13 protein-coding genes are annotated in these 13,177 nt (G+C 58.1%); 4 read left to right on the forward strand and 9 right to left on the reverse strand.

What is annotated here, in order from left to right:
* Positions 1–89: 89 nt before the first annotated feature.
* The 5 genes from IM299_RS16635 to ftsY form a co-directional block, all read right to left on the reverse strand.
* Positions 90–1,355 carry a 4-aminobutyrate--2-oxoglutarate transaminase gene (locus IM299_RS16635; protein ID WP_045260955.1) on the reverse strand — a complete coding sequence of 422 codons (1,266 nt, stop codon included), beginning with the start codon at positions 1,353–1,355 and terminating at the stop codon, positions 90–92.
* Positions 1,356–1,491: 136 nt separating this feature from the next.
* Positions 1,492–2,349, reverse strand: coding sequence for an RNA polymerase sigma factor RpoH (rpoH, locus tag IM299_RS16640; protein ID WP_028015143.1), 858 nt, complete (start codon positions 2,347–2,349; stop codon positions 1,492–1,494).
* A 251-nt stretch (positions 2,350–2,600) separates the two neighbouring features.
* Positions 2,601–3,656: a permease-like cell division protein FtsX gene (gene ftsX / locus IM299_RS16645; protein ID WP_028015142.1), complete on the reverse strand. Its 1,056-nt coding sequence runs from the start codon at positions 3,654–3,656 to the stop codon at positions 2,601–2,603.
* Positions 3,643–4,314, reverse strand: coding sequence for a cell division ATP-binding protein FtsE (gene ftsE / locus IM299_RS16650; RefSeq protein WP_003861525.1), 672 nt, complete (start codon positions 4,312–4,314; stop codon positions 3,643–3,645). Before ftsE ends, ftsX begins: the two co-directional genes overlap by 14 nt.
* Positions 4,315–4,316: 2 nt before the next feature.
* Positions 4,317–5,777, reverse strand: coding sequence for a signal recognition particle-docking protein FtsY (gene ftsY, locus IM299_RS16655; RefSeq protein WP_193357830.1), 1,461 nt, complete (start codon positions 5,775–5,777; stop codon positions 4,317–4,319).
* 127 nt (positions 5,778–5,904) lie between these two features.
* Between ftsY and rsmD the strand changes: the two genes are divergently transcribed.
* A complete protein-coding gene (gene rsmD, locus IM299_RS16660) occupies positions 5,905–6,507 on the forward strand; it encodes a 16S rRNA (guanine(966)-N(2))-methyltransferase (protein ID WP_193357831.1) in 603 nt (200 codons plus the stop codon).
* Positions 6,491–6,772 carry a DUF1145 family protein gene (locus IM299_RS16665; protein WP_014882110.1) on the forward strand — a complete coding sequence of 94 codons (282 nt, stop codon included), beginning with the start codon at positions 6,491–6,493 and terminating at the stop codon, positions 6,770–6,772. The genes rsmD and IM299_RS16665 overlap by 17 nt, the downstream gene beginning before the upstream one ends.
* Before the next feature lie 60 nt (positions 6,773–6,832).
* Here IM299_RS16665 and IM299_RS16670 read toward each other — a convergent pair whose 3' ends face one another.
* Positions 6,833–7,189: a DUF2500 domain-containing protein gene (locus IM299_RS16670; RefSeq protein WP_028015139.1), complete on the reverse strand. Its 357-nt coding sequence runs from the start codon at positions 7,187–7,189 to the stop codon at positions 6,833–6,835.
* 129 nt (positions 7,190–7,318) lie between these two features.
* Here IM299_RS16670 and IM299_RS16675 point away from each other — a divergent pair, with 129 nt between their 5' ends.
* On the forward strand, positions 7,319–7,945 hold the full coding sequence (locus IM299_RS16675; protein ID WP_028015138.1) for a lysoplasmalogenase: 627 nt from the start codon (positions 7,319–7,321) through the stop codon (positions 7,943–7,945).
* Positions 7,946–8,021: 76 nt separating this feature from the next.
* On the forward strand, positions 8,022–10,193 hold the full coding sequence (gene zntA / locus IM299_RS16680) for a Zn(II)/Cd(II)/Pb(II) translocating P-type ATPase ZntA (protein WP_193357832.1): 2,172 nt from the start codon (positions 8,022–8,024) through the stop codon (positions 10,191–10,193).
* A gap of 93 nt (positions 10,194–10,286) precedes the next feature.
* Here zntA and IM299_RS16685 read toward each other — a convergent pair whose 3' ends face one another.
* The 3 genes from IM299_RS16685 to IM299_RS16695 are packed head-to-tail and all read right to left on the reverse strand — an operon-like array spanning position 10,287 to position 13,077.
* Positions 10,287–11,573 (reverse strand): TRAP transporter large permease, encoded by a 1,287-nt coding sequence (locus IM299_RS16685; RefSeq protein WP_045260960.1) that lies wholly within the window; start codon positions 11,571–11,573, stop codon positions 10,287–10,289.
* Positions 11,574–11,583: 10 nt separating this feature from the next.
* The gene (locus IM299_RS16690; protein ID WP_041911563.1) at positions 11,584–12,093 is read right to left on the reverse strand and encodes a TRAP transporter small permease; all 510 of its coding nucleotides are present in this window, start codon (positions 12,091–12,093) and stop codon (positions 11,584–11,586) included.
* Positions 12,094–12,105: 12 nt separating this feature from the next.
* Entirely contained in the window at positions 12,106–13,077 is a 972-nt protein-coding gene (locus tag IM299_RS16695) for a TRAP transporter substrate-binding protein (RefSeq protein ID WP_028015134.1), read from the reverse strand.
* Positions 13,078–13,177 lie beyond the last annotated feature (100 nt).

Genomic DNA, 13,177 nt, shown 5'->3' on the forward strand with positions numbered 1-13,177 from the left:
AAACATACCCCATTTTTATGATTTTGGAATAGCTAATTTGAAATGAATATATGATAAGCCCGACAGGATTTACCGCCGGGCTGGTGGCTTTAACGTGTCAGCGACGCGGAGATAATGTCCAGCGCTTTGCGGAACTGCGCTTCGGGGATGGTAAGCGGATAAAGGAAGCGGATCACGTTGCCGTAAACGCCGCAGCTCAGGAGCAGCAGCCCTTCGTTCAACGCGCGCTCCTGCACCTGACGGGTGAATTCCGGCGACGGTTGCCCGGATTGCGGATCGTTAAACTCCACCGCGACCATCGAGCCCTGGGCACGGATGTCGGCGATGAACGGACAGTTTTCCTTCGCTTTGTTGAGCACTTCTACCAGATGATGGCCGAGGTGCGCCGAGCGCGTGCAGAGATCTTCCTCATCAATCACGTCCAGCACCGCGTGCGCCGCGGCAATCGCCAGCGGGTTACCTGCGTAGGTACCGCCCAGACCGCCAGGTGCAGGCGCGTCCATCACCTCGGCGCGGCCCGATACCGCTGAGAGCGGCATCCCGCCCGCGAGGCTTTTTGCCATGGTGATCAGGTCCGGCTTCACGCAGTGGTGTTCCATCGAGAACAGCTTGCCGGTGCGGGCGAAGCCGCTTTGCACCTCGTCGGCAATCAGCAAAATTCCGTGGGTATCGCACAGGGCGCGCAGCGCCTGCATAAAATCAGCGGGCGCAATGTTGAACCCGCCCTCTCCCTGAACCGGTTCGAGAATAATGGCCGCCACCTGGTCTGGGGCGATATCCGCCTTAAAGATGCGCTCCAGGCTTTTTAATGCTTCCGCCGTGCTGATGCCGTGCAGATCGTCAGGGAATTGAGCGTGGTATACCGAACCGGGGAACGGGCCGAAACCCAGCTTGTACGGCGCGACCTTACCGGTCAGCGCCATGGTCATAAAGGTGCGCCCGTGGAACGCGCCGCCGAAGGTGATAAGGCCGGGGCGTCTGGTATACGCGCGGGCAATTTTGACCGCGTTTTCGACCGCTTCAGCACCCGTCGAGAAGAAGGCGGTTTTGGCCGGGCCGTTAATCGGCACGCGCTGGTTTATGCGCTCGGCAAGCGCCACATAGCCCTCATACGGCACAATCTGGTAGGCCGTGTGGGTAAAAGCGTGGAGTTGTTTTTCGATAGCGGAGATAACTTTGGGATGGCGATGGCCAGTATTCAGCACCGCGATCCCGGCGGCGAAATCGATGTACTCATTGCCTTCCACGTCCCACACCGTGGCGTTTTCGGCTTTATCAGCATAGAAGTTACACATCACGCCGATGCCGCGCGGCGTTGCCTGTAAACGCCGGTCGTTCAGTTCGTTATTTTTCACCCTGACCCCCTGAGAAAATCGCCTGCTTAGCGCATCAGTAAGTGTTTGCCAGGGGGGAGAAATTCGCCAGAGCGGGCGCTAAAAAAACAAAACCCCCGAATTTGCATTCGAGGGCTCTCGGTGTACTTCGCGGTAATTACGCTTCGATAGCAGCGCGAAGTTTTTTCATGGCGTTCTTTTCAAGCTGACGGACACGTTCAGCAGAAACGCCGTAGCGGTCGGCCAGCTCCTGCAGCGTGGACTTGTTGTCTTCGTCCAGCCAGCGGGCGCGGATAATGTCCTGGCTACGCTCGTCGAGGCCTTCCATCGCATGGGTCAGCTTGTTCGCGGCCTGATCTTCCCAGTTGTCCTCTTCAATGCCGTCGGCAAAGTTAGAGGTTTTATCCTGCAGATACAGAACCGGTGCCATCGGCTGGCTGTCAGATGCGTCGTCGTCGGAGGACATATCAAAGGTCATGTCCTGCGCGGCCATACGGGATTCCATCTCACGGACGTCTTTGCTGGATACACCCAGCTCGCGCGCCACCATTTCCACTTCATCCTGATTGAACCAGCCCAGACGCTGCTTGGTTTTACGCAGGTTGAAGAACAGCTTACGTTGCGCTTTTGTCGTGGCGACTTTCACGATACGCCAGTTGCGCAGCACGTATTCATGAATTTCTGCTTTGATCCAGTGTACGGCGAAGGAGACCAGTCGCACGCCCACTTCCGGGTTAAAGCGACGTACAGCCTTCATCAGGCCGATGTTACCTTCCTGAATCAAGTCCGCCTGCGGCAGGCCATAGCCCGCATAGTTACGAGCAATGTGAACAACAAAGCGCAGGTGAGACAGGATCAGCTTTTTCGCTGCTTCCAGATCGCCCTGGTAATGCAGCTTTTCAGCAAGCTCCTTTTCTTCCTCGGCCGTTAACATCGGCCAGGTGTTCGCAGCCCGGATGTAAGATTCCAGGTTACCAACAGGGGCTAAAGCTAAAGTTTGCATTTCTTTGGTCATTCATTCCTCTCAATGTTTCTTCTGGTCCAGGCTGTCCCCGTCAGGCAACAACCATGCCAAAGCGTTTGAGCAACGAGATTAGCATTCACTCTTTTATCAGACAGTGATTTTATCCACAAGTTCCAGGTGCAACGGTGAATAAATTACGCACAAAATGTGACATGGAGATGATAACAGGGGAAGAGACAACAGGGACGCTTTCCCTGCAGAGCGAACATCTCGGTGCAGGGAAAGATTATATCACGCTTTTATTAGTCGGGAGTAAAGTGGCGTAAATGTTGAACCGTTGCCAGCCATGCGGCAATCCAGCCGATCATGGAGCACACCAGCAGCAACAGAAGGCATTCATCGAAGCCTAAGCCACTGATATCAAACTTAGTTCCGAAAACCTGCGCCACTTCTGTGACGGCAGACGAAAGCCGCATCACCAAAATTTCTGACAATATCAGTGAAAGAAATGCGCCGGAGAAACCGAGCAGTGCGCCACCGTAGAGGAACGGACGCAGGATGAAACCATCCGTTGCGCCAATCAGTTTTTGCACGTTGATGGTATCGCGACGCGCAAAGATGCTCAGACGCACGCTGTTACCGATGACGAGGAACACCGCCGCCACCATCAGCACGCCGATCATCGCCGACACGCGCCCCACCAGCCCGGTCAGCGCCGCAAGACGGGCAAACCAGCTGTCGTCCATGCGCACTTCATCAATCCCGTTGATGCGTGTGATGCGGTCGCGCAGGGTGTTGAGCGAATCGGTACCCTGGAAATCCAGCTTCGGGATCACCACCGCCACGGCGGGCAGCGGGTTCTCTTCCAGCATGTCCAGCGCGCCGCCAAAGCCTGACCAGTTACGGAACTCGCCCAATGCTTCTTCACGGGAGAGATAATTCACCTTCTCCACGCCCTGCTCGGCCTGGATTTGCCCGACCACCTGCGCCGCCGCGTTATCGTCGAGCGCTTTATCCAGATAAACGGTGATCTGCGGTGACGGGTAATACTGCGACGCCGCCTGGTTGACGTTCTTATAGACCATGTAGCAGACGCTTGGCAGCGTCAGGGAGATGGCAATCACCATCACCGTCAGGAACGTCGCCAGCGGTTTGCTTTTCAGATCCTGCAGCGCGCCGTGGAAGGCGTAGCGCACCTGTTCGTTAAACACGTTGGTCTTGCGGGAGGCCGGTTTCGGCGCCGCTTTCTGGCGCTTAGGCGCATTACGATTGCCGTCACCGCCGCCCTGCGGCTTACGGAAACGGTCGAACCGGTTCCCGAACTGCCGAATCTGGTTCATTGCATCACGCTTGTTCACCGTGGCCTCCGTGCAAATGCCCGTCGCTCAGGGTCAGCATGCGGTACGAACGACGGGAAATCAGCCCCATGTCGTGCGTCGCCATCAGTACCGTTACCCCTACGCGGTTGAATTCCTCAAACAGACGCAAAATCCCTTCGGACAGGGCATCGTCCAGATTACCGGTCGGTTCATCCGCCAGCAGTACGGCAGGCTTGTTCACCACCGCGCGGGCGATGCCCACGCGCTGCTGTTCACCGCCGGAAAGCTGGATCGGGAAGTTCTTCGCTTTGTCCAGCAGCCCGACCTTGTCCAGCGCCGCAGAGACGCGACGGCGGATATCGTCATAGCTGGCGCCGGCAATAATCAGCGGGATCGCCACGTTATCGAAAACGGTGCGATCCATCAGCAGGTGGTGATCCTGGAAAATCATGCCGATCTGACGACGCAGAAACGGCACTTCACGGTTTTTCAGACGGCTAATTTCGTGGCCGCTGAACCAGATTTTCCCGGCGCTTGGCCGTTCGATCCCACAGATAAGCTTGAGCAGGGTACTTTTCCCCGCGCCGGAATGGCCGGTCAGGAATGCCATCTCGCCTGGCTGCAGGTGGAACGTCACCCCCTGCAGCGCTTGTCTCCCACCGAGATAGGCCTTGCTGACGTGTTCAAAGCGAATCATTGTTAGTCCTCTCGGGCAAATAATGCCTCAATAAAGTCGTCCGCCTTAAACGGACGCAAATCCTCAATACGCTCGCCCACACCGATGTAGCGGATAGGAATGCCGAACTGGTCGGCCACGGAGAAGATCACCCCGCCTTTCGCGGTGCCGTCCAGTTTGGTCAGCGTGATCCCCGTCAGCCCTACCGCTTCATGGAACAGCTTCGCCTGGCTAATGGCGTTCTGCCCGGTGCTGGCGTCGATAGTCAGCATAATTTCATGCGGTGCATCTTCGTCCAGCTTCTTCATGACGCGAACGATTTTCTTCAGCTCTTCCATCAGGTGCGATTTGTTTTGCAAACGCCCTGCGGTGTCAGCAATCAGCACGTCCACGTTGCGCGACTTCGCCGCCTGGATGGCGTCGAAAATCACGGATGCGGAATCCGCGCCGGTGTGCTGGGCAATCACCGGAATGTTGTTGCGCTGGCCCCACACCTGGAGCTGCTCAACCGCTGCCGCACGGAAGGTATCGCCAGCCGCCAGCATCACCGATTTGCCCTGCTGCTCAAACTGGCGCGCCAGCTTGCCGATGGTGGTGGTTTTACCCACGCCGTTAACGCCAACCATCAGAATAACAAATGGCGTTTTGCCTTCAATATTAAGCGGTTCGTCAACTTTTGCGAGAATTTCACCCATCTCGTCTTTCAGCAGGCCGTACAGCGCCTCGGCGTCGCGCAGCTGTTTGCGGCTCGCCCCTTCGGTCAGGTTGGCGATGATCTTACGGGTAGTTTCCACGCCCACGTCCGCAATCAGCAGTTGCTCTTCCAGCTCTTCAAACAGATCGTCGTCGATCTTCTTGCCGCGGAAAAGACTGATAAATCCGGAACCTAAGTTTTCTTTGGTTTTGAGCAGGCTGCGCTTCAGGCGCGCGAAGAAACCTTCTTTGGTCGGTTTTTCCTGCTCCTGAACGATCTCTTCTTCGGCCTGCTCTTCCACCGGCACGACGATTACCGCTTCTTCAGCCGCTTCCGCCGCCAGCGCCTGAGCTTCCAGCTCTTCGTCGGTCAGCTCTGGCTCAAGTGCCGCCTCTTCTTCCACCGCCTCAACGATTTCAACGGTTTCCGCTTCAGCCTGCCACTCTTCGGCAGAAACCTCTTCAGCTTTAACCTCTTCGGGCAGCGGCAGCGCTTCGTGTTCGATAGCGGCCTGCGGCGCTTCGGTAAGGGTTTCTACGATAACCGGCTCTGGCTTCTCGCTCTCCTGAACCTGCTCAGTGACCTCAACCACCTCTTCAGCAAAGGATCCAATCTCTTCTTTGCTGTGCGCTGGTTCTTCCGCTTCGACAACCGCAGCGGTTTCGACAGGCGTTTCAGGCTGTGACTGCTCTTCTACAACCTGTTGCTCTTCGGTTTTCTGTTCTGTTTCTTGCTCTTTTTCACCGAAACCCAACCAGGAAAAGAAGCCACGTTTTTTTTGTTTTGCCATCTGCGACTACACTCCTCGCGGCGCTATATACAGGGAAGCTAAAAAAATGATGAAATAGTCTAACACTTTACTTAATTGACATCACCGCCCGCAATCGCAGGGCTATGGTTAACAGAGCTTTCCAGAGATGAAGAAACCCACCCGCGCCCCGGCCGGTCAAATTCGCATTATCGGCGGTCAGTGGCGAGGCCGGAAATTACCGGTGCCGGACAGCCCCGGTTTACGCCCTACAACCGACCGCGTTCGCGAGACGCTGTTTAACTGGCTTGCCCCATCAATGGTAGACGCCCACTGCCTGGACTGCTTCGCCGGAAGCGGTGCCTTAGGGCTGGAGGCGCTGTCGCGCTACGCCGCCAGCGCCACGCTGCTGGAGATGGAGCGCGGCGTTGCGCAGACGCTGCAGCAAAATCTGGCGACGCTGAAGGCGACGAACGCGAAAGTGGTCAACACCAATACGCTGAGCTTCCTCGCGCAGCAGGGTACGCCGCATAACGTGGTCTTTGTCGACCCGCCGTTCCGCAAGGGGTTGCTGGAAGAGACGTTATCCCTGCTGGAGCACAATGGCTGGCTGGCGGATGACGCGCTGATTTATGTAGAAAGCGAAGTGGAAAACGGCCTGCCACCCGTTCCCGTTCACTGGGATCTGCACCGCGAAAAGGTCGCAGGCCAGGTGGTTTATCGTCTGTATCACCGTCAGGCACAAGGAGGATCCGATGCCGGTACTGATTAACCTGGGACGCTTGCTGATGCTGGGCGTCTGGGCATTTTTGATTTTGAATCTGGTGCACCCGTTCCCGCGCCCGTTGAACATCTTTGTTAACGTGGCGCTGATTTTCACCTCGTTCATGCACGCCCTGCAGATGGTGATGCTGAAAAACGGCCTGCCGAAAGATGGCCCGCCGATGACCGGCTGGCAGCAGCTGCGGGTGTTTATTTTCGGCGTGTTTGAACTGCTGGTGTGGATGAAGAAGTTTAAGGCGCAGGTGAAGAAGTAAGGTGCGGTGTGATGCCCTCACCCTAACCCTCTCCCACTGGGAGAGGGGACCGATCGCGCATTATTCAGCCCTAAAACCTACAAACCGCGACCCTTTATAGCTCAGCGTGCCTTTCTCTCCCACCGTCAGCTGATGGTATTGCTGCGCCTCCAGGCGGAAGGTCATCTCCAGACCGCCGGTTTCCGGTTTAAAGCTGGCTTCATAGCGCATGCCGGTGCCCGCAGGCGTCACCTGCTGCTGGCGAGAGCGGCGGTCGTTAAGCGGTTTCTCGCGTTTGTTCGCCACCACTACGCGCTTTTGCATCAGCGGCGCGGCGTCGTTGTCCGCCTTTTCGCGGCGCTGCTGCACGAAGCGAAACGAGGCGGCAATGACGATAATCGCCACCACGATAATGAAAAACAGCGGCATCTTGCTCATTGAAAAATCCCATCAGATTATGCGGAATTCAGGATACCTCGCCTGCCCCGGCATTGCCAAACGCCCGCTCGCGTCACTACACTGGATCAGAAACTGATTATTCAGCCTCAACAGTTACAGGGAGTTAATATGCTTTGGTCATTTATCGCTGTCTGTTTTTCCGCATGGCTTTATGTCGATGCGTCCTATCGCGGTCCAGCCTGGCAGCGCTGGTTGTTTAAACCCGTCACGTTGCTGTTGCTTCTGCTGCTCGCCTGGCAGGCTCCGATGTTTAACGCCATCAGCTATCTGGTCCTCGCCGGGCTGTGTGCCTCCCTGATTGGTGATGCCTTAACCCTGCTGCCGCGTCAGCGCCTGCTGTATGCCGTGGGGGCATTTTTCCTCTCCCATCTGCTGTATACCATCTACTTTGCCAGCCAGATGACGCTCTCCTTCTTCTGGCCGCTGCCGCTGGTGCTGCTGGTGATTGGCGCGCTGCTGATTGCGGTGATCTGGTCGCGTCTGGAAGAGATGCGTCTGCCGGTATGCACGTTTATCGCCATGACGCTGGTGATGGTGTGGCTGGCCGGTGAACTGTGGTTCTTCCGCCCGACATCTCAGGCGATGTCCGCGTTCTTCGGCGCGGCGCTGCTGTTAATCGGCAATATCGTCTGGCTGGGCAGCCACTATCGCCGCCGCTTCCGCGCGGATAATGCGATTTCGTCCGCCTGTTACTTTGCCGGGCATTTCCTGATCGTGCGTTCATTGTATATCTAAATAACGCTTGACTCTGGAGTCGACTCCAGAGTGTATGCTGCGGTTAATGAGAAAATTATCATTACCGGAGACTGCCATGTCGACTCCAGAAATTCCAAAAAAAGTCCCACAATTCTCGGCGCTTAAGCTCAGCCCGGTTCCGCCGAAAGACGACTGCTGCTGCGAGGGCGCGTGCGAAACGCAGGTCGACGCGCTGCCTGAAAGCGGCAACCGCTACAGCTGGGTCATCAACGGCATGGACTGCGCGGCCTGCGCCCGCAAAGTGGAAAACGCGGTGAGGCAGGTACCGGGCGTGAACCACGTTCAGGTCCTGTTCGCCACCGAAAAGCTGCTGATCAGCGCCGAAAAAGACGTCAGCAAGCAGGTTGAAGCCGCCGTCAGCAAGGCGGGCTATACCCTGCGCAGCGAAACGGCACCTGCCGAAAAAACCTCTCCGCTAAAAGAAAACCTGCCGCTTATTACCCTCATCATCATGATGGCCCTGAGCTGGGGTCTGGAGCAGATTAACCACCCGTTCGGTAATCTGGCGTTTATTGCCACTACCCTGGTCGGGCTGTTCCCGATTGCCCGTCAGGCACTGCGCCTGATGAGAAGCGGCAGCTGGTTTGCCATTGAAACGTTGATGAGCGTGGCGGCCATTGGCGCGCTGTTCATTGGCGCGACGGCGGAAGCGGCGATGGTGCTGCTGCTGTTCTTAATCGGCGAACGGCTTGAGGGCTGGGCAGCGAGCCGGGCGCGCAAAGGGGTGAGCGCGCTGATGGCGCTGAAGCCAGAAACCGCCACGCGGGTTAATGAAGGCAAACGTGAAACGGTCGCCATCAACACGCTGCGCCCGGGCGACGTGATTGAAGTCGCCGCGGGCGGGCGTCTGCCTGCCGATGGGGCTCTCGTTACCGCCACCGCGAGTTTTGACGAAAGCGCCCTGACCGGGGAATCCATTCCGGTGGAGCGTGCGGCAGGAGAAAAAGTCCCTGCCGGTGCCACCAGCGTCGACCGCCTGGTGCAGCTCAAAGTCCTGTCCGAGCCGGGCGACAGCGCCATCGACCGTATCCTGAAGCTGATTGAAGAAGCCGAGGAGCGCCGCGCGCCGGTCGAACGCTTTATTGACCGCTTCAGCCGGATTTACACACCCGCCATCATGCTGGTGGCGCTGCTAGTCACCGTCGTTCCACCGCTGTTCTTCGGCGCGCCGTGGGAGGGCTGGATTTATAAAGGGCTGACCCTGCTGCTGATCGGCTGCCCGTGCGCGCTGGTGATCTCTACGCCCGCGGCGATTACCTCGGGGCTGGCGGCGGCGGCACGTCGCGGGGCGCTGATTAAGGGCGGCGCGGCGCTGGAACAGCTGAGCCAGGTTCAGCACATCGCCTTCGATAAAACCGGCACGCTGACGGTTGGCAAGCCGCAGGTCACCGGCATCTATCCGCAGGGCATCAGTGAAGACGAACTGCTGATAATAGCCGCCGCCGTTGAGCAGGGCTCCACTCACCCGCTGGCGCAGGCGATAGTGCGTGAAGCGCAGAGACGCGGGCTGGCTATCCCTTCGGCAACCGCCCAACGGGCGCTGGTCGGGTCAGGGATTGAGGCCGTCGTCGACGGCAAAAAAGTGCTGATTGTTGCGGCGGGCGCGTTCTCTCATCCACAGGTTGAGGCGTTAGAGCAGGCCGGGCAGACGGTCGTTGCCGTGATGCAGGACGGCGTGTCGAAGGGCATGCTGGCACTACGCGACACTCTGCGCGATGACGCCAAAGACGCCGTGGCGGCGCTGCATCAGTTGGGCGTACAGGGCGTGATCCTCACCGGCGATAACCCGCGCGCGGCGGCCGCGATTGCTGGCGAGCTTGGGCTGGCGTTTAAGGCCGGATTACTGCCTGCGGACAAGGTCAGCGCGGTAACCGAACTGAACAGCCGCGCGCCGCTGGCGATGGTCGGTGACGGAATTAACGATGCCCCGGCGATGAAGGCCGCCACCCTCGGCATTGCGATGGGCAGCGGCACCGACGTAGCGCTGGAGACGGCGGATGCGGCGCTGACGCATAACCGTCTGACCGGACTGGCGCAGATGATTAGCCTGGCGCGGGCGACGCGCGCCAATATTCGCCAGAACATCGGCATTGCGCTGGGGCTGAAGGGGATATTTCTCGTCACCACGCTGCTCGGCATGACCGGACTGTGGCTGGCGGTGCTGGCGGACACCGGGGCGACAGTGCTGGTCACGGCGAACGCGTTGAGATTATTACGGCGGAAATAAAAACGCCCGGTAGCGGCTGCGCCTTACCGGGCCGATAACAACTCTGAACCGTAGGCCGGGTAAGGCGCAGCCGCCACCCGGCAAAAAACGGCGTTACTGCATACCTAACATCCTCGGCAGCCACAATGATATCGCCGGGATATACGTCACCATTCCCAGCACCACCAGCAGGATGCCGTAAAATGGCAGCATCGCGCGCACCACGGTTTCAATCTTCTGCTTACTCACCGCGCTCGCCACAAACAGCACCGATCCGACCGGCGGGGTGATCAGCCCGATCCCCAGGTTAACCATCATGATCATCCCGAAGTGCACCGGGTCGATCCCCAGCGCGTTGGTCACCGGCAGCAGCACCGGCGTCAGGATCAGGATGATCGGCGCCATGTCCATCAGCGTGCCGATCAGCAGCAGCATGATGTTGAGATACATCAGGATCACGTACTTATTATCAGAGAGCGACGTGAAGAACTCGGTGATGCGCATCGGCAGCTGCATGTAAGTCATCACCGCGCCAAACGCCGCGGCAAAGCCGATTAAAATCATCACGATGGTGACGGTTTTCACCGTGCGGCACATCAGCTTCGGCAGTTCGCTCCATTTGTAGTCGCGGTAGATAAACATGGTGACGAAAAACGCCCACAGGCAGGCCACGGCGGCAGATTCGGTGGCGGTAAAAATCCCGGACAAGATCCCGCCGAGGATAATCACCACCGTCATCAGCCCCCACAGGGCATCGAGCATGATTTTCAGCGCCTGTCTGAACGGGATTTTATCCCCCTTCGGGTAGCCGCGTTTGCGGGCGAAGCACAGGCAGAGCACCATCAGGCTCACGCCCAGCAGCAGGCCCGGCAAAACGCCCGCGATAAACAGCGTGGCGATGGAGACCGTTCCCCCCGCCGCCAGGGAATAAATCACCGAGTTGTGGCTGGGCGGGATCAGAATCGCCTGCACCGACCCGCTCGCCGTGACCGCCGCCGCGTATTCGCGCGGGTAGCCCTTCTTCTCCATCTCCGGGATCATCACGCTGCCGATGGACGCTGTATCCGCCACCGACGAGCCAGAAATCGCGCCGAAGAACGTCGAGGCGACGATGTTCACCAGCGACAGCCCGCCGCGGATAAAGCCGACAAACACATAGGCGAAGTTAACCAGCCGTCGGGCAATGCCCCCTTCCGCCATAATCGCTCCGGCGAGGATGAAGAACGGGATCGCTAGCAGGGTAAATTTGTTCACCCCACTGGTGATCTGGATCATCAGCGCCTCCAGCGGTAAATCAATCCACAGCGCACCTGCCACGGCGCTCAGCCCCACGGCGAAGGCCACCGGCATCCCCAGCGCCAGCAAAATGGCGAGGGTGAATAACAAAACAAAAGCATCCATTGTTCACCCCTTAACTGTGATTGCCGATCAGCACGACCGGACGGTTTTCCTGCGCGCCAAACAGCAGGCGTTCAAGCACGAACAGAATCAAAATCGCCGACCCGATCGGCAGCGGCAGGTAGCTTTCGCCGGAAGTCAGGATCGGGAACTCCGCCACCGGCTGCTCCCAGAGCTCGACGCACAGCCAGTAGCTGTACCAGAACATCAGACCGGAAATCAGCAGCATCAGCAGATCAACCACACGTGCACACAGCTTTTGCAGCGACGCGGGCAGACGGTCGGTGAGCATATTGACCGCAATGTGCGACCCGGCGCGGTAGCTCACCGCCGCGCCGATGAAGGTGAACGTCACCATGCAGATAATGGCGACGGGCTCCGGCCAGGATTCACCGCGGTTGAGCACGTAGCGTGAAAAGATGCCGATGGGGATGACAATCGTCATCACCAGCAGCGAGACACCCGCCACCGCCATGGCGAGCAGGTACAGACGGTCCATCCACTTCAGGTAGAGTTCGGACATACGTGCTCCGTATTACTGGACGTCAGCGATGGCTTTCATCAGATCCTGATGCTTGTCGCCATACTGGGCGCGCACCGGCTCTGTGGCCTTGATGAATACCGTCTTATCGATATCGTGGAACTGCACGCCGCCCGCCTTCATTTTCGCCAGCGCCTGGTCGTTATACGCATTCCACAGCTTGCGCTGTTCGAACTGCGCTTCACGGGCCAGGGTCAGGATTTTTTGCTGTTCATCAGCGCTCAGCTTGTCCCATTTCACTTTTGAATAGAGCAGCATTTCCGGGGTGATAAAGTGGCCGCTGAGGGTGTAGTTTTTAGCAACCGGCATGTAGTTGTGGGCGATAAAGGTGGGCGGGTTATTCTCCGCGCCGTCGATCACGCCGGTCTGCATGCCGCTGTAAACCTCGCTAACGCCCATCGCCACCGAGTTCGCCCCCATGTCCTTCAGCGTGGCGAGTGCCACCGGGCTGCCCTGCACGCGGATTTTCTTCCCTTTCAGATCTTCAGGTTTGACGATCGGCTCTTTGGTGATCAGGTTGCGGGTGCCGGAATCCATCCAGCCGAGGAACACCAGGCGGGATTTCGGGTTCGCGGTCAGCTTGTCGCCGATCTGCTTGCCGATATCCCCGTCGATCACTTTATGCATATGATCCTCATCGCGGAAAACGTACGGCAGGGTGAAGACTTCGATATCCGGCAGGATGGCGGCAACCGGCGCCATGGAGACGCGGATCATGTCAATCGCCCCCATCTGCGCCTGCTCAATCATCTGCTTTTCATCCCCCAGCACGCCGCCGGGGAAGACCTTAATCTCCAGCTTGCCGTCGGTTTGTTGTTTGAGTTTTTCACCCATGTGCTGTACCGCGACCACGTTCGGGTAGCCTTCAGGATGCACATCGGCGGCTTTGATGGTTTGGGCAGAAACGGTGCAGGCAAAAGCAGACAGGCACAGTGCGGCCAGTAACGGCTTGAGGGTCGTATTCATTGAGTCAGCTCCAGGGTAGCGATGTCAGCGTTAAAACAGTGTTTTATTTTTTTACGCTTAGAAAATAGACTAGCCCGGGAGAAGCGTAGGTGAAGCGCCT

This window comes from Enterobacter cloacae complex sp. P47BA (assembly GCF_014930485.1).
Taxonomy (GTDB): Bacteria; Pseudomonadota; Gammaproteobacteria; order Enterobacterales; family Enterobacteriaceae; genus Enterobacter; species Enterobacter bugandensis.